The sequence below is a fragment of the Kluyvera fluvialis genome (genome assembly GCF_059725275.1).
Window position 1 is genome coordinate 1,954,223 of sequence record NZ_AP046142.1, and the last position, 22,264, is coordinate 1,976,486.

Below are 22,264 nucleotides of genomic sequence, written 5' to 3' on the forward strand. Positions count from 1 at the left end.
TTTAGTCATACATTAGAACTGGTAGGTCAGACCAACACCGACGATATCATCAGTTGCGATATTGTTCGCCTGATAGAAGTTAGAGTCGTTGTCCAACAAGTTGATTTTGTAATCAATGTAGGTGGACATGTTTTTGTTGAAGGCGTAAGTCGCGCCAACATCAATGTAGTTAACCAGATCCTGATCGGTCAGGTAAGAACCGCTGTTGTTGTAATGCACGCCAACGTCAACACCTTTGGAATAGACCCATGCCAGAGATGGGCGCAGACCGAAGTCAAACTGGTATTGCGCTACGGCTTCAAAGTTCTGTGTTTTGTTGGCAATGCCATCATCACCGAATGGGGTCATGTTGCGGGTTTCCGCATACATCATTGCCAGGTAGACGTTATTAGCGTCATATTTTGCACCAATGGTCCAGACGTCAGCTTCATCACCGCCAGCGCTCACGCTGCCGTTTTTACCATTGCCATAGACGTTTTTGACACCGCGATAGCCAACCTGGTCGTTGGTACGATCGGAGGTTGCATAAGCGGCACCAATGCTGAAGCCTGCAATTTCAGGTACGGCGTCGCTGAAGTCGAAGGTGGTGGACATGCTGTAGCCATCGCCGTTCTGGAAGCGAACGTCGTTATGACCATTTTTAGTCCCTTCTTGGTTGTTCGAGCCGTCTTCATTCGCGCCCTGGTACTGCAACGCAAAGTTCCAACCGTTGACCTGACCGAAGAAGTCGCTGTTACGGTAGGTGGCTACACCGTTGGCGCGGCCAACCATAAAGTTATCGGTCCAGGTATAGGAATCGCCACCGAAGACTGGCAGCATATCGGTCCAGCCTTCAATGTCGTACACGGAACCGTAGTTACGACCGTAGTCAAAGGAGCCCATACCGGCATACTTCAGGCCTGCGAACGCCAGGCGGTTGAAGGATTTGTCACCAGCGCCTTCGGTATCGTTAGCGTAGGTTTTGTATTCCCATTGACCATAACCGGTCAATTCGCTGTTGATCTGCGTTTCGCCTTTGAAACCGATCTGTACATAGGTTTCATCGCCGTCATCGCCAGCGTTGTCGGAGAAAGTATGACGCGCGTCGACTTTGCCATACAGATCAACTTTATTACCGTCTTTATTATACATTTCTGCCGCATTTACCGCGCCAGCCATTAATAAAGCAGGAACTAACAGTGCCAGTGCTTTCATTTTCATTATATTTTCCTTTGCATAATAACGCATGTGAATATAAGTAACGTCATTCGGTGTTACTGGTCTGAATACTATATGTGGAGTTCAATTTATTTTAAGATATAAATGTAATAGAGTTATATAAAACATTTCAAGATATTTCTGACATAAAAATATAATATGAGTTTTGTGTATTTATTTGTGTGGTTTATTGAAATATAAGCATGCATATGTTTTTGTTGATGTTTTTGTGTTGTGTGTTTATTTGGGTGATGTATTTGCCAATGAGGGGGATAAACAAAAAAATCCCGACTGTACTGGCATACAATCGGGAAGGATGTAAGTGTAAAAATATCTGATGCATAACAAAAGGCTAATAACAAGAATGATAATGGCATGGCTTAAATTAGAAATAAAGCAATTATTTTCTGATTTTCACATCCGTTTAATGAATTTAAAAAATATTATATAAATATAATTTGTATATATGCATCCATTATACGACGAATTAACCGCCAACCAGTGACAATCTGAATGCGGTCAACGGCCGCAGCATCTATTTTGCTAAATGTTTGGCTAAGGACAAATTTGCCGAAGATCAAAAGAGCGGCACTTCATCGCCTGAATCACTTCCCAGAGGCTACCTCATGATGCTTAAATCGTTATAATGTGACGGACATCACGCCCTTGTGGGCTAGTTGTTGTCGCTATTTGTATTATCTGTGTGATGAGAGTGTTTTTATGGAAGAAAATATGAGTCGCGGCCCCGGTGGCAAACTGGCGCTTTGGGTCTTTTACGCATTTTGCGGCTACTTTTTCTGGGCGATGGCGCACTATATATGGGTCATCAGCGATGTACAAAGCATCCCTGGTGCCACCATCGACGGAGAGATTGCCTCCACTCGCGGTAAATGGCTGGGTGCACTACTGGGATTTTCAGTGCTTAGCGTTGTCGGCTCACTGCTTGGCGGTATCGCCTGGTATACTCGCCCGCGAGCATGAACCTCATCGCTAATATTGCTATGCTGAAGGCCTGTTCTCTAACGATGGTAAAAAGAGATGAGCCTGGCAGTATGGCAGCACGATATTGAGCGTTGGTTCGATAAACATTACACCGGCGGAGATGCCTCGCATGATATTGCGCATTTCCGTCGGGTCTGGCGTACCGCACAGCACATCGCCGAGGCGCAGCCGGTCAATCTTAAGGTCATTCTGCTCGCCAGTTATTTCCATGATTTGGTGAGTTTGCCGAAAAATCACCCCGATCGGGCGCGTTCCTCGCGTTTATCCGCCCAACAGACGCTGGATATTTTGGCGCGTGATTTCCCCCATTTCCCTCCTGAGCTTTACGCTGATGTGGCTCATGCTATTGAAGCGCACAGCTTTAGCGCCCAAATCTCGCCGCAAACGCTTGAGGCTAAAATTGTCCAGGATGCCGACCGTTTAGAAGCACTGGGCGCGATTGGCCTGGCACGTGTGTTTGCCGTTTCCGGCAGTATGAACACGGCGCTGTTTGATGCCGACGATCCCTTTGCCGATCGCCGCGCGTTAGATGATAAAGCCTATGCGCTTGACCATTTTCAGACCAAATTATTGCGCCTGCCCGCGACTATGCAAACGGCAAAAGGGCGCGAAATGGCTCAGCACAATGCCGATTTCCTGGTGCAGTTTATGGCAAAACTCAGCGCCGAGTTAGCCGGTGATCCGCTGTCGCTTGATAGCGATGTGTTACGGCGATTTGCGCCACAAGGCCACGGTGAATTGTGGTAATCTCAGGCTTATCTTTTTGTATCTGGTCAATTTTATGCAACAACGAGTCTTATTAAACGAGGTAGCCGCGACCCCGGAGCCAGATGCTCAGTCGCTGCTACAGCATATTCTGGAGATTTACAGTCTTAAGACCGTTGTGGCTGAGCTGGCTTCCGTTGGTGAACAGCACTGGAGCCCTGCTATCGTCAAACGGGTGGTTACGTTAGGCCAGGCGAATACGCGCTTGAGTGACACCGAGTGCGCGCATTTGGCGGCGATGCTGCCAAAACCGCCCGCGCATCATCCGAATTATGCATTCCGCTTTGTCGATCTGTTTGCCGGTATCGGCGGTATTCGCAATGGTTTTGAAGCCATTGGCGGGCAGTGCGTATTCACCAGCGAGTGGAATAAACACGCGGTACGAACCTATAAAGCGAACTGGTACTGCGACCCGCAGGCGCACCAGTTTAATGCTGATATTCGCGACGTCACGCTCAGCAACCGGCCAGAAATTAGCGACAGCGAGGCGCACGCGCATATCCGTGCGTCTATTCCGCAGCATGATGTCTTGCTGGCAGGCTTCCCTTGTCAGCCATTCTCGCTGGCGGGGGTGTCAAAGAAGAATGCGCTGGGGCGGGCGCACGGTTTTGCCTGTGACACTCAGGGCACGCTATTTTTTGATGTAGTACGAATTATCGATGCCCGCAGACCGCCGATTTTTGTGTTGGAAAACGTCAAAAACCTCAAGAGCCACGATAACGGTAAAACGTTCCGCATTATTATGCAGACGCTGGATGAGCTGGGCTATGAAGTGTCTGATGCGGCAGAGACTGGCGCAGATGACCCGAAAATTATCGACGGGCAGCACTTTTTACCGCAGCACCGTGAGCGCATTGTGATGGTAGGTTTTCGTCGCGATTTAGGCCTGCACAAAGGATTTACGCTGCGTGATATCCCGGCGTTTTACCCCGCGCATCGGCCGACTTTTGGCGAACTGCTTGAGCCGACGATAGAGGCCAAATTTATTCTGACCCCGATACTGTGGAAGTATTTATACCGTTATGCGCGTAAGCACCAGGAGAAGGGCAACGGCTTTGGCTACGGGCTGGTAGACCCTACCAAAGCCAGCAGCATCGCGCGTACCTTGTCGGCGCGTTATTACAAAGATGGCGCGGAGATCCTGGTGGATAGAGGATGGGATCGCCAGTTGGGTGAGAAAGATTTTGATGATCCACGCAATCAACAGCGTCGCCCACGTCGCCTGACGCCGCGTGAATGTGCGCGCCTGATGGGCTTTGAGTCGCCACAGGGCTACCGTTTCCGTATTCCGGTTTCGGATACCCAGGCCTATCGCCAGTTTGGTAACTCGGTGATTGTCCCTGTCTTTGCGGCGGTGGCGCGCTTGCTGGAATCACGGATTTTGCAGGCTGTAGCGCTGCGCGATATGGATAAGCGTGATGGCGGACGTTCACGATAAGGCCACTCGCAGTAAAAATATGCGCGCCATCGGTACGCATAACACCGCCATTGAAAAACGGATGGCGGCATTGCTGGATAATCTTGGCCTGCGCTGGCAAGCGCAGGATACCAGCCTGCCAGGCCGCCCCGATTTCTCCCTCAGCGATTACCGCTGCGTTATTTTTACCCACGGTTGTTTCTGGCATCACCATGACTGCTACCTGTTTAAAGTCCCAGCGACGCGCACCGAATTCTGGTTAACCAAAATAGCCGCCAATACCGCGCGTGATGAGCGCGATATCCGTCAGTTGATAGCACTGGGATGGCGGGTGTTGGTCGTTTGGGAGTGCGCGCTGCGTGGGCGAGAAAAACTCACCGACGCTGCGCTGTGTGAACGGCTGGAAGAGTGGATCTGCGGCGGCGATGGCAGCGCGCAGATAGGGATTCAAGGCATATCGAGCCTGGTTTTTACTTCTGCGTCTGGCACGCAATAGCCACGCTTTTCGCCGGGAACAAGTATTTACCCAGCGTCACCAGCACCACGGCGGCAATAATAACGAACAGCGCCAGCCACTCAATACTCGAGAGTCGCTCACCGTTGAAGCCTGTGCCCAGCAGCACTGCGACCACAGGGTTAACGTACGCGTAGCTGGTGGCGACCGCAGGCGTTACATTGCGAATAAGATACATGTAGGCGTTAATGGCGATGATCGAACCAAATACCGACAAGTAACCCACCGCCAGAAAACCGCGCAGATCCGGCAGGGTGGTTAAGCGCTCACCGCTTAAAACCGAGGCAACCATTAGCACCAGGCCGGCCGCCAGCATTTCGATTGCGCCTGCCATCATACCGGTGGGTAACACTATCCGTGAGCCGTAGACCGAACCGAATGCCCAACTGACTGAACCGATAAGAATCATTATCGCCCCCCACGGATTGCCGCTAAGGTTGCCGCCGCTGTTGAGCATCACAATTCCGGCAAGGCCAATAGCAATGCCGAGCCATTCCAGTGTACGGGTGGCGATACCAAAAAAGCGGCTAAAACAGAGGGTGAATAAGGGAACTGTCGCGACCATGACCGCCGCAATCCCGGAAGGTACATGCTGATGTTCAGCCACCGTCACCATGCCGTTACCCACAGCCAGTAGCAACACGCCAATCAGTGCGGCGTTCAGCAACTGCCTGCGTGGCGGTAAACGGTGGCCTGTCGCCAGCAGATATAGCATCAGCACCACGCCCGCAGCGAGAAAACGGACACCAGCCATCATCAGCGGTGGCCAACTGGCGACGCCGATACTAATGGCAAAATAGGTGGAACCCCAGATGATATACAATGCGAATAGCGCGCCGATCAGCGGCAACAGATTTTTAGAACGCATACTTCCTCACGGCAAAATAGCAAGCAGGCAGATAGTAAACGACAAAACTACCGTGCTGGCGAGTTCTTTAATTCGCACTATGGCGTTGTTTTTATGTTGCAAATATGTATCTCTTACGCAGAACGTCATTTTGCTTCATACTGGAATAACACGACAAAAATGAAGGATGTAGCGAGTGGCCGGAAGTAGTTTATTGACCCTATTAGATGATATCGCCACCTTGTTGGACGATATCTCGGTAATGGGCAAATTAGCAGCGAAGAAAACCGCTGGTGTACTGGGTGATGATTTATCGCTTAATGCCCAACAGGTATCCGGTGTGCGCGCCAATCGCGAGCTGCCGGTGGTATGGAGCGTGGCAAAAGGATCGCTGCTGAATAAGGTGATTCTGGTGCCGTTGGCGCTACTGATTAGCGCATTTATCCCTTGGGCGGTGACGCCGCTGTTGATGATTGGCGGGGCGTATCTGTGCTTTGAAGGCGTCGAGAAAGTGATGCACACCCTGCACGCGCGCAAGCACCAGGGCGGTGATGAGGCACGTCAACAGCGCCTGGACGCGCTGGCTCAGCAGGATCCTGGCCGCTACGAGCGAGATAAAGTGAAAGGGGCCATTCGCACTGACTTTATATTATCGGCCGAAATTGTCGCTATCACGTTAGGCATCGTGGCAGAAGCGCCGTTGCTTAACCAGGTGTTGGTTTTATCCGGCGTTGCCGTGCTGGTGACTATTGGTGTCTATGGCCTGGTGGGCGTTATTGTTAAACTTGACGATATGGGCTACTGGCTGGTTGAAAAACGCAATGCGCTGGCGCAAGGGCTGGGGAAAGGCCTGCTGGTGGTCGCACCGTGGTTGATGAAAACGCTGTCGGTGGTGGGCACGCTGGCGATGTTTTTGGTCGGTGGCGGCATTGTGGTGCATGGCGTTGTGCCCGTGCACCATGCCATTGAAGCGTTTTCCGCCCAGCAAATGCCGTGGCTGGCGCTGATTATCCCAACGTTGGCGAACTTACTGTTGGGCTTTATCATTGGCGCGGTCGTATTGGCTGCGGTCACGATGATCGCGCGCTGGCGTAAGGCGAGTGTATAAAAAGTGCGGTCCTGGTACGCAAAGCGCTGAGGAATCGGCTAAGGTGAAACAGTTTCACCCTGATACCGGAGGCAATAATGGTCTTTTTGGTCAGTGATGAAGTTCGGCCCAAAAAAGGAGGGCCACGGATGGTCGTGACGGGGTATGCCAGCGGGATGGTTGAGTGCCGTTGGTATGATGGGTTCGGCGTGAAGCGGGAAGCATTCCGTGAAGACGAACTGATCCCCGGCGATATTCGTAATCAAGAACAGGCGTAATGACCGCGTCTACGCCCGGCGTCAGCCGGGCGCTTTGAGTTGGCTTAGCCTGACTCTTTTGTCGTAGCGTGTCGCAGTGGAGCACCATGAATTATCAGCAGCAGGTCAGTGTAGAACGTTTTAGGGCGAGAGAGATTCGCGGTCAATTTTGGGGGATTCTGTGCGCCCCGTAACCGTAACGACACCCCCCACGGCAACCGGTTGGTGGGCAAGAGTCACCCGTCGTATTCGTCCTGAACGGGTGGTCAACATCTGTTTTTTGATAGTGTTGCTTTTTTCGACAATCCTGACCTGGCGTGAAACCATCGTGCTGGAAGAGGCCTACATCTCCAGCCAGAGAAACAACCTGAAAAACGTCGCCAACGATATGGACGCGCAGCTTCAGTTCAACACTGACCGCCTGCTTTTTTTCCGCAATGGGATGCAATCTGCCCTCCAGATGCCTCTGGCTTTTGAAGTGCTGCGCACCGCAGAAAAAGAGTTTGAGTACAAGCGCGGACAACCAGACTGGCGTATCTCTCTGAACAATAACCGCACGCTGGCGCTAAACGGCGTGTCGGATGCATTTGTAAGCCACACCAATCTGCTGTCGCGTGATAACGCGCTGCTGGGTAATGAATTTATGGCGGCCATTGAGCTGGGCTATTTACTACGCCTCTCATCGCTAACTCACCAGTCGGTATCCCGTTTTGAAAGCCACATGCTGTATGTCTCTCGCGCTGGGTTTTACCTCAGCTCGGAAGAAGATAAGGGCGGCAATATTACGGAAGACTATTATGCCCTGGCGACCAGCCCGTGGTTTACCAGGCAATCGCAGCGTGAAAACCCACATCGTGGCGTGCGCTGGAGCACCTCTTTTAGCCACGATAAAACGCCGGTTGCCCAAAAGGTGACGGCGGCAGTCCCGTTGGACTACCAGCATTATTGGTTTGGCGTGCTTGCCATTCAGCTATCGGTTAATGAAATGACCCAGTTCCTGATGCAATCGGTAGAAGACGAGGAAGAGGGCGAGTACCAGTTGTATGACCGACGGATGAACCTGATTGCCTCCTCGGGACAGGAAAAATCACGGCAAACGCAGCTTTCGCAAGAAGTTCAGGCGCAGTTGGCTCACGGCTACGAGTTGGCCAATGAAGGCAGTGTGCGCCAGCTTTCACGCTATATCAGTTGGGAAAAACTGCGTAATTTTGACGGTGTGCTGCTACGCATTCATAGCCTGGATGAGGGGATTCGCGGTGATTTTGGCAGTATCAGTATCGCACTGACTCTACTATGGCTGCTGTTTACCTCTATGTTGCTGATCTCCTGGCTGGTGATTCGCCGCATGGTGCGCAACATGTCAACGTTGCAGGACTCGCTGGAGTGGCGAGCCTGGCACGACATGCTGACTCGCCTGTATAACCGTGGCACGCTGTTTGAACGCGCGGCGAAAGCGCTGGCGTATTGTCAGCAGGTGGGGCAACCGCTGACGGTGATTCAGCTCGACCTCGACCATTTTAAGAGCGTCAACGACAAATACGGCCACCAGGCTGGCGATCGGGTGTTGGTACATATTGGTCGGGTGATCCGCAATAAAATCCGCAAGCATGACCTTGCCGGGCGCGTGGGCGGCGAGGAGTTCTGTATTGTGCTGCCGGAAACTTCGCTGGAGCACGCGCGTACGATTGCCGAGCGTATTCGCGAAAGCATTAACAGCCGTGAGATTTTGGTAGGTAAAAACCAGACGCTCCGGGTCAGCGCTTCGCTGGGCATATGCAGCAGTGAGGAGATGACCCGCTATGACTTCCAGCATTTACAATCCGTTGCCGATAGCCGTTTGTACAAAGCTAAAGAGGCAGGACGTAACCGGGTTTGTGCTGAAGATTAAGCGCCCGCGCAGCAGAAAGTGGCTTAAAGTATAAGTTTAATTTATGTTAAATATTTACATTCAGATTAATCTTAAAACAAAATAGGCCGTTTTTTGCCAATAGAATCAGTTTATTGGTGAGTTATCAATGGGTTGGTATAAATGAGGGGCAAGTGGGAGCGTTATCACATAATTATTTCTTAAATGAATAATTCTTGTCATTCAAAATAAACGAAGATAATGTTTCAGTCACGTCAGGTTTCCTGATGTAACGAATATTTCAATGCTTCTTGCTTACGCAAGGTTGATCCCGACGCAGAAGTGTCGGGATTTTTTTTCGCCCATCTGCCTAGCGCGTGATTTCCGTGACGCTAAAATCGTGAATATCCAGTTCGAACGCTTCCGCCAGCTCATGCCAGGTATGGTACTCACGGCCATCAACGCTCACATGGTGCGGATCGTTGGCCGAGCGGTGTACTTCGCTTTCGCTAATTTCATTGATCGCCGCCAGCAGCGCATCAACGTTTACCTCCTTGAGGCCCATCGCTGTTTTCATCATCGATACCTTTTGTTCCACTCGCTGTATAAGTATACACCGCTTTAATAGCCTTGCTCATTTTTTGAGCGATGTGGCGTAAGTGGTGGATTAATCGGCAGTTATGCAGCGAAGCGCTGCCAGCCTGTGAATTTTGTTCTACACTGGGCTAAACCAATCAGGAGATGACGTTTATGCAAGTTAACGATCGTGTGACGGTCAAGACCGATGGGGGGCCGCGTCGCTCCGGTGTCGTGCTGGCGATTGAGCCATTTAATGAAGGCACGATGTATCTGGTGGCGCTGGAAGATTACCCGCTGGGGATCTGGTTCTTCAATGAGTCTGGTCACCCCGACGGGATCTTCGTTGAGAAATGCGAATAACAGTTCAGACAACCGGCGGTAGCGATACCGCCAGTTTCATTATCCGTGCAATGTTTAGCGCATATTGACGTAAATGCCTGAGGTGACATTTTCCGCCAGACGAACAACATGATAGATAACCTGTTTGTTATGCGTTTTAATTTTCTTTTTAATATTACCCTTATGTGACGATACCGTTTTAGCTTTAATATTCATCTGATCCGAGATTTGAATCGTCCCCTGACCGGACATCCACATTTTCAACATGCTGGATTCTGTTCGGCTCAATGACAAGGTAGAGATATTATTTTGCTTTACCTCTGCCGTTTCTTTTTTCAGATAATTCCCCAGAATACTATCCAGCGTTTCCGGCTTTATCGATTTAGAACTAATTAACAGATTATTCCGAACCATCAAATATTCATCGAAATGAATATTGGCAATGGCCATAAAAACAATGAACAAAGTGCTGGGGTGTTGATTAATGATCTGCTTAATATGCAAGCTACTCTGCACATCATGGATGAAGCAGTCCTCATTAATAAACACGACAGATGGACGGCGGGTAGCGCAGAGTTCTGCTAGCCCGTCTACGCAGTCTACATTGCCGATATCTCTCTTTTTTACGCCACGGCTGGCCAGGTATCCGGTTAACCCAAGCCGTGTGTAACTGCACAGATCCATAATAATCGTTGACATGGCATACCCTCACTCAATGCGTAACGATAATTAACCCAATGCCCTCGAACTTCATCGTCGCAACGAACCTTGTGAAAATAAATACATGAGAATGAAGACGAACAGGCGGCATCAACTATCCCGTAAAGTTACGTATAATTTGCCAGGAATCATCTCAAAGTAAAGTAAATGTTATGTTATGTGAATAATGTAAAAACAAATAAACCGCGTCAGCGATATGCTGGTAGATGTTTTTCCATATTTACTTTAGGAATTTCCTTATAACAACCAGGAAGAGGCTATGGGGAATTTAGGCGTGGTAACTCGCTGATAATATCTGCCAATAGATCGAATATTTCGCTAAATAAATGTTCGCAAAATGGCGCAATAAGCGGCATTAATGCTGCCATTAACAGAATTCCCACGGTTAACGTAATGGGAAAGCCAATCACAAATACCGACAGTTGAGGTGTCATACGGTTCAGCATCCCCAGCGCCAGGTTAACGGTTAGCAGTAGGGTAATAATCGGCAGCGCCAGCATTAGGCCATTGAGGAAAATCATTCCGGCGGCGCGCGTTAGCGCCAGAAAGGCGTTGCTGTTAATGGGATTGCCGCCAATTGGCAAGGTATGAAAAGTGTCAACCAGCAGAGAAATGAGCCATAAATGGCCGTTAAAGACCAAAAATAGCAGCATGGCGAGCATATCTATAATGCGCGCCAACACCGGCATATTGAGGTTACTGCCAGGGTCAACAAATGTGGCAAACGACAGGCCCATTTGCAGGCCGATAATTTCACCACTGGTGCGCACCGCCGCGAATGCAAACTGCATGGTAAAGCCCAGCGCGATACCGATAAGAATCTGCTGAAGCGCCAGCCACAGGGCATTTGCCGAGAAGATAGACACCTCAACCGGCGGTAACGAGGGCGCAATCACCACGGTGATAATAAACCCCAGCCCCACTTTTACGCGCTTAGGAATCGACTTTTCACTGAGGATAGGGGCGGTGGTTATCAACGCCAGCACGCGCAGCAGCGGCCAAAAATAAAGGCCGAGCCATGAAAGCCACTGGTCGCTGGTTACGTGCAACATAAGTGTTAGCCGATGATGTAGGGCAGGTTGGTAAACAGCGTGCGCACATAGTCCAGCAGCAGGTTCAACATCCACGGCCCGGCCACGATGATGGCAATAAATACGGCGATGATTTTAGGAATGAACGATAGCGTCATTTCGTTAATCTGAGTCGCCGCTTGCAGAATACTGATAATCAGGCCGGTCACCAGCGAAACCAGCAGCAGCGGTGCGGCGAGCGCGAGCGCGACTTTCATGGCCTCAGTGCCGATCATCATGACGGATTCAGGGGTCATGGTTACTCCTTAACTGTAAAAACTTTGCGCTAACGAACCGACCAACAATTGCCAGCCATCGACCAACACGAACAGCATCAGCTTAAACGGCAGGGCAATGGTGGCGGGCGGAACCATCATCATCCCTAGCGCCATCAGCACGCTGGCAATCACCAGATCGATAATCAGGAACGGGATAAAAATAGTGAAGCCTATCTGGAAGGCGGTTTTTAGCTCACTGGTGACATAAGCAGGCAGCAGAATGCGCATGGGTACGGCTTCTGGCCCTTGAATCGGTGCGCTGTTAGCAAGCCTTGCAAACAGCGCCAGGTCGGCTTCACGCGTTTGGCGCAGCATAAATTCACGCAGCGGTTGTGCGCCTTTATCCAGCGCTTCTTGCATCGTGATTTTATCTTCGCTAAACGGTTGGTAAGCGTCGCTATATATTTTATCGATAACCGGCGACATGATAAAAAACGTCAAAAACAGCGCCAGCCCAAGCAACACCTGGTTTGGCGGCGCAGACGGCGTACCGAGCGCGTTACGCAGCAGACCAAAAACGATGATGATGCGAGTAAAGCTGGTCATCATCAGCAAAATCGCCGGAATAAAGGTCAGCGAGGTGATAAACACCAGCGTCTGAACCGGCAAAGACCAGCTCTGGCCGCCGTTGGCCAGCGGTTGGCTAATCAGCCCCGGCAGTTGCGCGAAGGCCGCAGGGGAGAGCAACAGCAGCCCGCCAAGCGCAAGGGAATAAAGACGACGCATCAGGATCTCCCAGGGCGCTTAAGTATGTTTTTCATCAGTGAAGCAAATTCCGGTGTCGCATCCTGTGGCGATGGGCTTTCCGCTGGCGCTGGCGGCAAGGTATGCAGCAGCGTCACCTGTTGCGCCGTCACGCCAAGAACCAGCCGCGCATCTTCCACGTTGACGATGACAACACGTTCGCGCGCACCCAGCGAAGCGCTGGCGCTCACTTTTAGCCCCTTGACCGTGCCGGTTTTCATTGCGCCAGGCATGACGCGTTTGACCACCCAGGCGGCGGCGAGAATCAACACGATAATCCCTAACAGCGCGCCGCTGACCTGAATCAGCGGCGACGTCATAGGTTCATTGGCGTGGGCCACGGTCACCGGAGTGACCGCATGGCTCGCCGGGGCCGCAGCAGCGTGTGCGGCAGGGGCAGAGTGCGTGGCGCTCATGTTAGCGGCTCAGGCGACGCATACGTTCGGACGGGGTAATAATGTCGGTAATGCGCACGCCGTATTTGTCGGCGACCACCACCACTTCACCCTGGGCAATCAGATAACCGTTAATCAGGATATCCAGCGGTTCTCCCGCCAGGCCATCCAGCGCCACGACAGAGCCTTGCGTCAGACGCAGCAACTCTTTAATGGTCATCCGCGTGCGGCCCAACTCGACGGTCAGCTTGACCGGAATATCCATAATCAGGTCGATATCCTGCAAGGTTCCGCTAACGTCACCGCCGCCAAGTTGCTGGAATACCGCATCGGCAGCCGTTTTGCCACTGGTCGATTTTTGCTCGCTTAGCGCTTCAGCCCACAGATCGTCCACAGATCCGCTGTTGTCATCGGGGGGAGTATTCATATCACTCATTTGGGCTGTTCCTCGTTCAGCGAATTCAAAATCGGGTTAATCAAATGTTCTACGCGCAGCGCATACTGGCCGTTAATGGTCCCGTACTGGCTGGTGAGTACCGGCACGCCATCAACGTGGGCAATAATGCGGTCAGGTTTGTCTATTGGCAGGACGTCGCCAGGCTTAAGTTTGAGTATTTGCGACAACCGCATCGAGATATCGGCGAAGTTGGCGACTAACTCCAGCTCAGAGTGCTGTACCTGACGCACCAGGTTTTCCCGCCAGTTCTGATCTTCATTGCGCGAGTTTTCCAGCGGTGGGTTCACCAGCAGTTCACGCAGCGGTTCAATCATGCTGAACGGCAGGCAGATATTGAACTCACCGGTCAGGTTGCCGATCTCCACATGGAACGGGGTGTTGACCACAATATCGTTCGGTGAGGTGGTGATATTGGTGAATTTCACCTGCATCTCCGAACGAACGTATTCAACTTCCAGCGGGTTAATCGCTTTCCATGCGTCGCTATAGCCTTCCAGCGCCAGCTTCAGCATCCGGTTGATAACGCGCTGTTCGGTATGGGTAAACTCGCGCCCCTCAACTTTCGTCGGGAAACGGCCATCGCCGCCGAACAGGTTATCAACGGCGATAAACACCAGGCTTGGCGAAAACACCACCAAACCCGTGCCGCGCAGGGGTTTTAAGTGAATCAGGTTGAGGTTAGTCGGCACCGGCAGGTTACGGGCAAACTCGTGGTACGGCTGAATGCGAATCGCCCCCACGGTAATATCCGGGCTACGGCGCAGCAGGTTAAATAACCCCATGCGGAAATGGCGCGCGAAGCGCTCGTTAATAATTTCCAGCGCTTGCAGGCGCTCGCGAACCACCCGACGCTGCGTATTAGGGTCATAGGGACGAATGTTATCGTCGCTTGCCGCGCCTGCCAGCGGCTCTTTGGCATTGTCGCTGTCGCCGTTCAGCAGCGCGTCAATTTCGGCCTGTGAAAGAATACTGTCGCCCATGGCTCTACCGCAGAATAAAAGCAGTGTACAGAACGTCGGTGATGTCCTGTTTAGGCTGACCGGCAATCAGCGGGGCGCTCAATGTCTGTTTGATATCGGCGGCGAGCTGTTTTTTACCGTCATCGGTCGCAAGCTTAGTGGCATCCTGACGAGCCAGCAGCAGAAGCATACGGCTGCGCACTTCCGGCAGATAATCGTTCAGACGCGCACGGTCAGATTCGCCTTTCATGCGCAGCGTGACGCCGACATACAGCACACGATCGGCATCACCGAGGTTGACGGTGAAAGTATCCAGCGGGAAAAAGACCGGCGCAGGCGGTGGCGGCGCTTCTTTTGGCGCAGCAGATGCGGTCTTGTGCTCTAAGCGCCAGTAGCTATAGCCTGCGGTGGCGCAGGCTGCGAGCGTTACCAGCACTAATAGCGGGATCCAGATAGAGCGTTTGCTCTTTTTATTGATAGCGGTGTCAGTCATTTGATGCGGTCTTCCTTTTAGTGCCTATCCCATTAGGCTCTTAGTACTGCTTATCCGTTGATTATCCCGCCTCCCGCGCGGGTCAAAGCGTGGAAAAGACGGGAATAATCGTGTTACCTCGGCCGTTTAAGCAAAGATATCTACCGCATTGTCGCCACGAGCGGCGGATTGCAGCGCGGCAGGTACGGCTAAAATGTCGCTATCGTCCTGATTATCAGCGACCGATGCCTCGGCGCGAGAGGCGAAAGAGTGCGATGAAGATTGCTGCTGTTGCTGACCGGCGAAGCCATCGCTACTGATGCTGCTTTGCCCCAACTGAATGCCGTTGTCTGCCAGTTGGCTACGCAGTACCGGCAACGCGGCCTCCAGTGCGGCGCGCACGTGGCTATGTGGCGAGGCCATCTGGATTTGCGCCAGGTTATCTTCCACTTTCAGCGTAATGTGCACCTGGCCTAACGATTCCGGGTGCAGGCGCAGTTCGGCGGTTTGCTGGCCCTGACGGGTAAACAGTGTGATGTGCTGGCTGACATTTTGCTGCCAGTCCGGCGTCCCTAACTGAGCATGGACGTTGGCGCTGGCGGAGGCCGGAACCGCCAACGGTGCGGTAGTCTGGCCGGTTATCGGCGCCAGCGTCGCCGTCGGTGCGCTAGGGCTTGGTGTGCTCTCGGCTTCTGCTTTTTGCGCTGGGATCACAAAAGCAGAATCGGCGGGCAGGGCGCGTGCTTCACTTTGCTGTGGGGCGAGCGCCGCGCCTTTCACTTCAGCAAAACCGTCGTCTTTACCGTGACCCCGGTTAAGTGGCTGAGTTAACGCATTCAGCGAATCCGTTGCGCTGGTGGGCGCGCTGGCGTTCACCGTTGGTTGCACCTGCGGCGTGACGGGCAGCATCGCCATTAAGGCGCTCAGGCTTTTGAGTTCCTCATCGCTGATTTCGCTCTTTATTCCGTCATCGTCGGCGTCGTGCTCAGAGGCCGATGTTTTGTCGGCCGTTAGCCCGCTTTTCAGGTGTGCCGCCAGAGAACTGAGCAGCGTTTGCGCATCACTCTCGCGGGTGATGTCAGCATCAACATCACTACGCACATCGGCGCTGGAACGCGTGGCTTCCTGCTGCACCAGCCATTTGGTCAGCGACTGACCCTGAGCTTTGAGGTCACGCAGGGAGTCAACATCGGCCTGGCTCAGCAGGGTGGTTTTATCGCCGCACGTTTCACCGGTTTGGCCAAGTGCGCCCGCCAGCAGCGCTAAAAAATCCTCGGGGCTGCCCGTGGTTTTCGCTGTCGCATCAGCGCCCACAAGGTTCGCATCGCTGGCAACAAGATTAGGCAGTGTGATCATTCAGGTTTCCTCAAGGTAGCGCGTTGGGCAAATTCATCCATCTTCTTCTGGTCAAGGCGGTTTTCCGCCAGCAGCTCGGCGGAGGCTTGCCTGTCCTGTAACGTTTGCCATGCCTGCAAACGCTGTTTTTTCTCTCGCCAGAAATTCAGGGCCTGTTCCACTTTGTTGTTCCACTGAATTAACTGCTGGCGGTGCTGATCAATCGCCTTTTCCAGCGTTTGGATAAACTGCTGGTAGTTCTGCCAGCGCAGGCTGGCTATCCCCTGACTCATGTCATTGTTCAGGTTGTTTTGGTATTCAAGCTGGTAGTCCATCAACATTTTGAGCTGTTCTTCCGCCTGCTGGCAGCCACGGCGCATTTCACCCAACACCAGGGCGGCGTTGTCTACGTCGGTTTCTGCCAATTCTTTAAGCGTTGCTAATGCACCGTGCTGCGCCATGTTTGTGATCCTCTTGCTTCACTATGACGTTGGGAAGATCAATTCCAGAGCCTGGATTGAGGATTCCCAGTCTGCTTTTTCGAGAATGCCTTGCTGCAAAAATGCCTCCAGATGCGGCCACAGGGTGATGGCTTTATCCAGCATCGGGTCGCTACCTTTGGCGTATGCCCCCACGCTAATCAGATCGCGGTTGCGCTGGAAGCTGGAGAGCAATTGTTTGAAATTACGCACTTTGGCGTAATGTTCTTCGCTAATCAGCGCGGTCATTGCACGGCTGATAGACGCTTCAATATCAATAGCGGGGTAATGTCCCGCTTCAGCGAGTCGGCGCGACAGCACGATGTGACCATCGAGAATGGCGCGCGCCGAGTCGGCGATAGGATCTTGCTGGTCATCGCCTTCGGTCAGGACGGTATAAAATGCCGTAATCGAGCCGCCGCCGGTGATGCCGTTACCTGCGCGCTCCACTAACGCCGGGAGTTTGGCGAACACGGAAGGCGGATAACCTTTGGTCGCCGGGGGTTCGCCAATCGCCAGCGCGATTTCACGCTGTGCCATCGCGTAACGCGTCAGCGAGTCCATAATCAGCAGCACATGCTGGCCCCGGTCGCGGAAGTCTTCCGCCACGCGAGTGGCGTAAGCCGCCCCCTGCATACGCAGCAGGGGAGAGACATCCGCCGGTGCGGCAATCACCACTGAACGCGCGCGCCCGTCGGTGCCGAGAATATTCTCGATAAAGTCTTTCACCTCGCGCCCACGTTCGCCAATCAGCCCGACCACAATTACATCAGCGCGGGTGTAGCGCGCCATCATGCCGAGCAGCACACTTTTACCCACGCCGGAACCGGCAAACAGCCCCATGCGCTGGCCGCGCCCGACGGTGAGCAGGGCGTTGATAGGGCGCACGCCGGTGTCCAGCACGTGTTCAATCGGCGTTCGTTGCAACGGGTTAAACGGCGGTGTAATCAGCGCGCCGGTTTCGGTGGTGTCTGGCGCAGGCAGGCCGTCAAGCGGTTTACCGCTGCCGTCGAGCACGCGCCCCAGCAACGCCGGGCCAAGCGGTAACTGTTTGCCACTGTGCAGGCCATCGGTTGCCGTATTACGGGCGTAAACGCGCGCGCCGGGAAGAATGCCTTCGACCTCTTCCAGCGGCATTAAAAACAGACGTTGACCGTTAAAGCCGACCACTTCGCTTTCCACTTCTTGCATTTCGCTGCCCTGCTGGCGTTCGATAATGCAGGTTGCGCCGAGCGGAAGCTGAAGGCCGGTTGCCTCCAGCACCAGGCCGGTTGCGCGGGTCAGACGACCATAGCGGCGCACGGCGGGAAGCTGCGCAATCCGTGCTTCAAAGTTGTCGAGCGTGTTCAGCCAGCGCGTTAATCGGACGGTCATTAGCAGGCTCCCGGAGCCGCCAGGCGGCACAGTTCCTGCCAGCGTGTTGCGACGCTGGCGTCAAGGTCGCCTTCATCGGCAGACACTTTGCACCCGCCAGGATGCAGCGTCGGATCACCGCGCAGCCGCCAACCGTGCAGATCCAGCGTTGCGCCCAGCATCTCCTCTACGCGAGGTAAATCTTCCGGGCTTACCCGTAGCTGTGGCTTGCCGCTGAACAGCGGTTCCTGCTGTAGTAGCGATTGAATTTGTTTGATAAGCGCGGTGTTATCGACCACCGGCACTTGGCCGACGATTTGCCGCGCGGCTTCCAGCGCCATTTGCATCAGCCTTGACGCAATTACGCTGTCGAGCGTATCCAGCGTGTGCTGGAACTCGCTTGCTAGCTGTTGCATACGAGCATAAATCGGCGCTTGCTCTTGTTTTGCCTGCGCTAAACCTTGCTCAAGCCCTTGCGCCAGGCCTTCTTGATAACCCTGCTCCTGTCCGACGGCGTGGCCTTCCCGCACACCGGCCTGATAACCCTGTTCATGGGCCTGAATTTGTAGCTGCGCCAACTGCTGTTGCTGCCGTTGTTCTGCGGAGATTTCCTCCTGCATTTCGTCCGGCTCATCGACAGAGAGCGGGGTGAACTCGGTAACCGCAGGTGGTGCGAGATCGTCAGGCTGCCAGATTTCCCACGGCGTGGTATCAGACATAGGTATCGTCTCCGCTGCCAATGACCATCTCGCCGGTTTCGGCCAGACGACGCACAATCAGCAGGATCGCTTTTTGTTCGTTTTCCACCTGAGACAAGCGTACCGGGCCACGGTTGGCGAGGTCGTCGCGCAGAATGTCGGCAGCACGCTGGGACATATTGCGCAGGAATTTCTCGCGTAGCGGCGGTTCGGAACCTTTGAGCGCGATAAGCAGCGATTCGGAGTCCACTTCCTGAAGCAGACGCTGGATGCTGCGATCGTCCACTTCCACCAGGTTTTCGAACAGGAACATCTCGTCGATGATTTTCTGCGCGAGTTCGCCGTCGAACTCGCGTACGGCGGTAATGACCGCTTCTTCCTGCTGGGTTTTCATCAGGTTGATAATTTCGGCTGCGGTTCTCACGCCGCCCATTTTGCTGCGCTTGAGGTTCTGACCATCGAGCAGGCCATTCAGCACCTCGGTCAGTTCTGCCAGCGCGGCAGGCTGTACGCCGCCGAAGGTGGCGATACGCAGCATCACATCGTGGCGCAGACGTTCATCGAACAGCGCCAGAATATCTGCCGCCTGGCCACGTTTGAGGTGAACCAAAATAGTGGCGATGATCTGCGGGTGTTCCTCGCGAATAATGTCGGCAGCGCTCTGCGGCTCCATAAAGTTGAGCGTTTCGATGCCGCTGGTGGTTTCGCGCGTTTCGAGAATGTCCTCCAGCAGGCTAGAGGCGCGTTCTTCACCCAGCGCTTTAATCAGCACGGAACGCAGATATTCATTGGCGTTCACGCTCAGCGCCGCGTACTGCTCGGCTTCTTGTTCAAACTCTGCCAGCACATCGGTGAGCTGTTTATTGGAGATTTGTTTCACGCCCGCCATCGCAGTACTGAGCTGCTGTACTTCGCGGCTATTGAGGTGCTTAAACACCTCAGCGGCACGATCTTCGCCAATCGTCATCAGCAAAATGACGCTTTTGTCGATTCCTGAAAGATTACTCATGGTCGTTATTCATCCATTGGCGAATGACCAGCGCTACCACGCGCGGATCGTTATCGGACATTTCGCGAATACGCTGGCTCATCACCTCGGCGCTCAGGCGCTGGTTGACGCGGCGTTGTTGCGTTTGTTCATCTTTACTGAGGCGAACCTCAACGGCTTCCTGCGTTTCCTGGCGAACCTGAGCCTGTGCTACAGCGGCTTGGGCCACTTCTTCACGGCGTTTCAACTGTGGTTTCACTACTTTGCGCCACAACAGCCAGGCCACCAGCAGGACGGCTAACCAACGTCCGGCGGAGAGCAACTGGTCAATAAACGACTGTTGTTTCCAGAACGGCAGTTCACCTGTGTTGTCATCACTGCTGTTAAACGGCGAATTGACCACGTTGAGGGTGTCGCCACGCGTGCTGGAGAAGCCCATCGCCTCGCGGGTTAAATCCTCAATCTGTTTCATCTGATCGTTAGTCAGCGGCAGCGGTTTGCCATCCGGCAAATTGCGATAGTTGACGACCACCGCCACCGAAAGACGCTGGACATCGCCGACGTTCTTTTTGGTGTGCATGATGGTGCGATCGACTTCAAAGTTGCTGGTTTCGCTGCGTTGAGTGTTGCGCGGGCCAGTGGTTTGGGTGGTTCGCGTGGCGGTATTCGCCTGGTTGGCCGGCGGTGTTGAAATGGGCGCGGATGGCGCTGGAGCAGGGGTGTTGGATAACGCGCCTGGCACACCGCCAGGGTACGGGCTACCGACCTGGTCGCTCTCACTGACCTGACGCGAACGCACAACCGCCTGGCTGGCGTCGCCGTTCGGGCGATACTGCTCATCGGTTTGTTCTTTATTATCAAAGTTAACCTGCGCGGTAACCTGCGCATGAACGTTACCGTTGCCGACAATCGGCCCTAAAATGGCTTCAATCCGGCGCTGGACTCGGCCTTCGACATCCGCAGTATATTTCAACTGCGCATCATTCAGGTCGCGCGCGCTGGTGTTGGATTGGGTCAGCAGATGGCCGCCCTGATCGACCAGCGTCACGTTACCCGGTGGCAGCCCGGCAACCGCGCTGGACACCAGATGCACCACGGCAGAAATTTGCCCTTCATCCAGAGCGCGGCCTGGTTCCAGATTGACGGTAATTGAAGCCGAAGGGGCTTTTTGTTCGCGAACGAACAGTGAGGGTTTGGGCATCGCCAAATGAACGCGGGCACTTTTTACCGGGCCAAGCGTTTCGATGGTGCGGGCTAATTCGCCTTCCAGCGCACGCTGGTAGTTAACCTGTTCACTGAACTGGCTAATACCAAATTTTTCCTGATCGAGGAGTTCAAAACCTACAGCACCGCCTTTCGGCAGGCCAAGCTGCGCCAAACGTAGACGTAGTTCATGCACTTTATCAGCCGGAACCTCCAGCGCGCCGCCATTATCGGCAAAGCGATAGGGGACGTTCATCTGGGTCAGTTGGTTGACAATAGCGCCACCGTCCTGATCGGACAGGTTGCTGAACAGCGTGCGATAGTCCGGGGCTTTAGCCCACAGCACCATTGCGACGAGAATAGCCACTGCGGCAGCGCTTGCCACCATCAGTGGAATTTTTGGATTGGCGCGCAGGCGGTTGACCCACTCTACAGTTTTATTTTGTGGCGTAGCCGTAGCACTAGCGCTCATTGCGCACCTCGTCGATCCTGATCAATGGCGTTAAACGTAGACAAAACAAAGCAGACTCCCTGGCGCAGAACACATAAAAACAGCAATGACATTATTTGATGCTTTGAGAAATTTAATGGGCCAAATAACCCGTTTTTAATGCGTTATTTAAGGCCTTTATCTTATTGACAAGCTGGTAAGCTCGTTCGCAGGTAAAAAACAATCTGGGAGTCAACATGGCGATTCAGGGTATTGAGGGCGTCCTGTCGCAGCTACAGGCGACGGCGGCGATGGCGCGTAATCACAGCGTAGATACGCAACCAACGATAAGCTTTGCCGGGCAGCTACATGCCGCGTTAGATCGCGTAAGCGAAACGCAAAACAGCGCCAAAGCGCAGGCGGAAAAATTCTCACTCGGTGAGCCAGGGATTGCATTGAACGATGTTATGACCGATCTGCAAAAAGCGTCCGTTTCTTTGCAGATGGGGATTCAGGTGCGTAATAAGCTGGTAGGCGCTTATCAAGAAATGATGGGAATGCAGGTGTAACGCGCCTGACATTCACTGCCCGACGCCGGGAATTTTTGCGCGCGTGGGGCATGAATGGGGGGCGGCCATTGACGTATTCGCAACCGCCAGCATAAAACTGACCTGCTTTTTATCTCGCTACCGTCTCTGTCTTCTGCACTCACATCCTGAGTTGTTTAGCCATTTCGGCTGATGGCCTATTGCGACGGTTCCTTATCTCCCTCCACTGTGCTCCGATGTCCCCGGTTTTACGCTGAGAATAAAGGCGGTCATTGGGTCAATGAC

General features: G+C 53.3%; 26 protein-coding genes. 9 read left to right on the forward strand and 17 right to left on the reverse strand.

Annotated elements, in window-relative coordinates; genetic code table 11:
• Window positions 1–12 precede the first annotated feature (12 nt).
• Entirely contained in the window at window positions 13–1,200 is a 1,188-nt protein-coding gene (gene ompC / locus AC6I4B_RS09280; protein ID WP_497771185.1) for a porin OmpC, read from the reverse strand.
• Window positions 1,201–1,917: 717 nt separating this feature from the next.
• On the opposite strand from ompC, the gene drpB reads away from it, so the two are divergent.
• From drpB to AC6I4B_RS09300, 4 genes are read left to right on the forward strand one after another with little or no spacing between them, the layout of a single operon-like run.
• Window positions 1,918–2,178, forward strand: a complete 261-nt coding sequence (drpB, locus tag AC6I4B_RS09285) for a cell division protein DrpB (RefSeq protein ID WP_497771186.1) — start codon at window positions 1,918–1,920, stop codon at window positions 2,176–2,178.
• Window positions 2,179–2,235: 57 nt separating this feature from the next.
• Entirely contained in the window at window positions 2,236–2,946 is a 711-nt protein-coding gene (locus AC6I4B_RS09290; protein ID WP_497771188.1) for a phosphohydrolase, read from the forward strand.
• Window positions 2,947–2,980: 34 nt separating this feature from the next.
• On the forward strand, window positions 2,981–4,402 hold the full coding sequence (locus tag AC6I4B_RS09295; RefSeq protein ID WP_497771189.1) for a DNA cytosine methyltransferase: 1,422 nt from the start codon (window positions 2,981–2,983) through the stop codon (window positions 4,400–4,402).
• A complete protein-coding gene (locus tag AC6I4B_RS09300; RefSeq protein WP_497771191.1) occupies window positions 4,383–4,877 on the forward strand; it encodes a very short patch repair endonuclease in 495 nt (164 codons plus the stop codon). Before AC6I4B_RS09295 ends, AC6I4B_RS09300 begins: the two co-directional genes overlap by 20 nt.
• On the opposite strand, the gene yedA is transcribed toward AC6I4B_RS09300, so the two are convergent.
• Window positions 4,852–5,763, reverse strand: a complete 912-nt coding sequence (gene yedA, locus AC6I4B_RS09305; protein WP_497771193.1) for a drug/metabolite exporter YedA — start codon at window positions 5,761–5,763, stop codon at window positions 4,852–4,854. The two genes, AC6I4B_RS09300 and yedA, sit on opposite strands and share 26 nt — an antisense overlap.
• Before the next feature lie 175 nt (window positions 5,764–5,938).
• Here yedA and AC6I4B_RS09310 point away from each other — a divergent pair, with 175 nt between their 5' ends.
• The 3 genes from AC6I4B_RS09310 (at window position 5,939) to dgcQ (ending at window position 8,974) form a co-directional block, all read left to right on the forward strand.
• Entirely contained in the window at window positions 5,939–6,850 is a 912-nt protein-coding gene (locus tag AC6I4B_RS09310; protein WP_497771194.1) for a DUF808 family protein, read from the forward strand.
• A 77-nt stretch (window positions 6,851–6,927) separates the two neighbouring features.
• Window positions 6,928–7,107 carry a YodC family protein gene (locus AC6I4B_RS09315; protein WP_497771196.1) on the forward strand — a complete coding sequence of 60 codons (180 nt, stop codon included), beginning with the start codon at window positions 6,928–6,930 and terminating at the stop codon, window positions 7,105–7,107.
• Window positions 7,108–7,267: 160 nt separating this feature from the next.
• Window positions 7,268–8,974 carry a cellulose biosynthesis regulator diguanylate cyclase DgcQ gene (gene dgcQ / locus AC6I4B_RS09320; RefSeq protein WP_497771197.1) on the forward strand — a complete coding sequence of 569 codons (1,707 nt, stop codon included), beginning with the start codon at window positions 7,268–7,270 and terminating at the stop codon, window positions 8,972–8,974.
• Window positions 8,975–9,302: 328 nt separating this feature from the next.
• Here the strand turns inward: dgcQ and AC6I4B_RS09325 are convergent, their stop codons facing one another.
• Window positions 9,303–9,497, reverse strand: coding sequence for a DUF2525 domain-containing protein (locus tag AC6I4B_RS09325; protein WP_497771199.1), 195 nt, complete (start codon window positions 9,495–9,497; stop codon window positions 9,303–9,305).
• 185 nt (window positions 9,498–9,682) lie between these two features.
• Here AC6I4B_RS09325 and dsrB point away from each other — a divergent pair, with 185 nt between their 5' ends.
• Window positions 9,683–9,871 (forward strand): protein DsrB, encoded by a 189-nt coding sequence (gene dsrB, locus AC6I4B_RS09330; RefSeq protein WP_497771201.1) that lies wholly within the window; start codon window positions 9,683–9,685, stop codon window positions 9,869–9,871.
• A 54-nt stretch (window positions 9,872–9,925) separates the two neighbouring features.
• Here the strand turns inward: dsrB and rcsA are convergent, their stop codons facing one another.
• From rcsA to fliF, 14 genes are all read right to left on the reverse strand, one after another.
• A complete protein-coding gene (rcsA, locus tag AC6I4B_RS09335) occupies window positions 9,926–10,549 on the reverse strand; it encodes a transcriptional regulator RcsA (protein ID WP_497771202.1) in 624 nt (207 codons plus the stop codon).
• A 278-nt stretch (window positions 10,550–10,827) separates the two neighbouring features.
• Entirely contained in the window at window positions 10,828–11,622 is a 795-nt protein-coding gene (gene fliR / locus AC6I4B_RS09340; RefSeq protein WP_497771204.1) for a flagellar biosynthetic protein FliR, read from the reverse strand.
• Window positions 11,623–11,627: 5 nt separating this feature from the next.
• Window positions 11,628–11,897, reverse strand: coding sequence for a flagellar biosynthesis protein FliQ (gene fliQ, locus AC6I4B_RS09345; RefSeq protein ID WP_497771206.1), 270 nt, complete (start codon window positions 11,895–11,897; stop codon window positions 11,628–11,630).
• Between the two features lie 9 nt (window positions 11,898–11,906).
• On the reverse strand, window positions 11,907–12,644 hold the full coding sequence (fliP, locus tag AC6I4B_RS09350; RefSeq protein WP_497771207.1) for a flagellar type III secretion system pore protein FliP: 738 nt from the start codon (window positions 12,642–12,644) through the stop codon (window positions 11,907–11,909).
• On the reverse strand, window positions 12,644–12,982 hold the full coding sequence (gene fliO, locus AC6I4B_RS09355) for a flagellar biosynthetic protein FliO (protein ID WP_497772080.1): 339 nt from the start codon (window positions 12,980–12,982) through the stop codon (window positions 12,644–12,646). Before fliO ends, fliP begins: the two co-directional genes overlap by 1 nt.
• Window positions 12,983–13,079: 97 nt before the next feature.
• Window positions 13,080–13,493, reverse strand: a complete 414-nt coding sequence (gene fliN / locus AC6I4B_RS09360; RefSeq protein WP_497771209.1) for a flagellar motor switch protein FliN — start codon at window positions 13,491–13,493, stop codon at window positions 13,080–13,082.
• Window positions 13,490–14,494 (reverse strand): flagellar motor switch protein FliM, encoded by a 1,005-nt coding sequence (gene fliM / locus AC6I4B_RS09365; RefSeq protein WP_497771210.1) that lies wholly within the window; start codon window positions 14,492–14,494, stop codon window positions 13,490–13,492. The genes fliN and fliM overlap by 4 nt, the downstream gene beginning before the upstream one ends.
• Before the next feature lie 4 nt (window positions 14,495–14,498).
• Window positions 14,499–14,966: a flagellar basal body-associated protein FliL gene (gene fliL / locus AC6I4B_RS09370; protein ID WP_497771212.1), complete on the reverse strand. Its 468-nt coding sequence runs from the start codon at window positions 14,964–14,966 to the stop codon at window positions 14,499–14,501.
• A gap of 126 nt (window positions 14,967–15,092) precedes the next feature.
• Window positions 15,093–16,301, reverse strand: a complete 1,209-nt coding sequence (locus AC6I4B_RS09375) for a flagellar hook-length control protein FliK (RefSeq protein WP_497771214.1) — start codon at window positions 16,299–16,301, stop codon at window positions 15,093–15,095.
• Window positions 16,298–16,741, reverse strand: a complete 444-nt coding sequence (gene fliJ / locus AC6I4B_RS09380) for a flagellar export protein FliJ (RefSeq protein ID WP_497771215.1) — start codon at window positions 16,739–16,741, stop codon at window positions 16,298–16,300. The genes AC6I4B_RS09375 and fliJ overlap by 4 nt, the downstream gene beginning before the upstream one ends.
• 21 nt (window positions 16,742–16,762) lie before the next feature.
• Entirely contained in the window at window positions 16,763–18,133 is a 1,371-nt protein-coding gene (gene fliI, locus AC6I4B_RS09385; RefSeq protein WP_497771217.1) for a flagellar protein export ATPase FliI, read from the reverse strand.
• On the reverse strand, window positions 18,133–18,831 hold the full coding sequence (fliH, locus tag AC6I4B_RS09390) for a flagellar assembly protein FliH (RefSeq protein ID WP_497771219.1): 699 nt from the start codon (window positions 18,829–18,831) through the stop codon (window positions 18,133–18,135). The genes fliI and fliH overlap by 1 nt, the downstream gene beginning before the upstream one ends.
• On the reverse strand, window positions 18,824–19,819 hold the full coding sequence (gene fliG / locus AC6I4B_RS09395; RefSeq protein ID WP_497771220.1) for a flagellar motor switch protein FliG: 996 nt from the start codon (window positions 19,817–19,819) through the stop codon (window positions 18,824–18,826). Before fliG ends, fliH begins: the two co-directional genes overlap by 8 nt.
• Window positions 19,812–21,473: a flagellar basal-body MS-ring/collar protein FliF gene (gene fliF / locus AC6I4B_RS09400; RefSeq protein ID WP_497771222.1), complete on the reverse strand. Its 1,662-nt coding sequence runs from the start codon at window positions 21,471–21,473 to the stop codon at window positions 19,812–19,814. Before fliF ends, fliG begins: the two co-directional genes overlap by 8 nt.
• Before the next feature lie 215 nt (window positions 21,474–21,688).
• Between fliF and fliE the strand changes: the two genes are divergently transcribed.
• Window positions 21,689–22,000 carry a flagellar hook-basal body complex protein FliE gene (fliE, locus tag AC6I4B_RS09405; RefSeq protein WP_497771223.1) on the forward strand — a complete coding sequence of 104 codons (312 nt, stop codon included), beginning with the start codon at window positions 21,689–21,691 and terminating at the stop codon, window positions 21,998–22,000.
• Window positions 22,001–22,264: the final 264 nt, after the last annotated feature.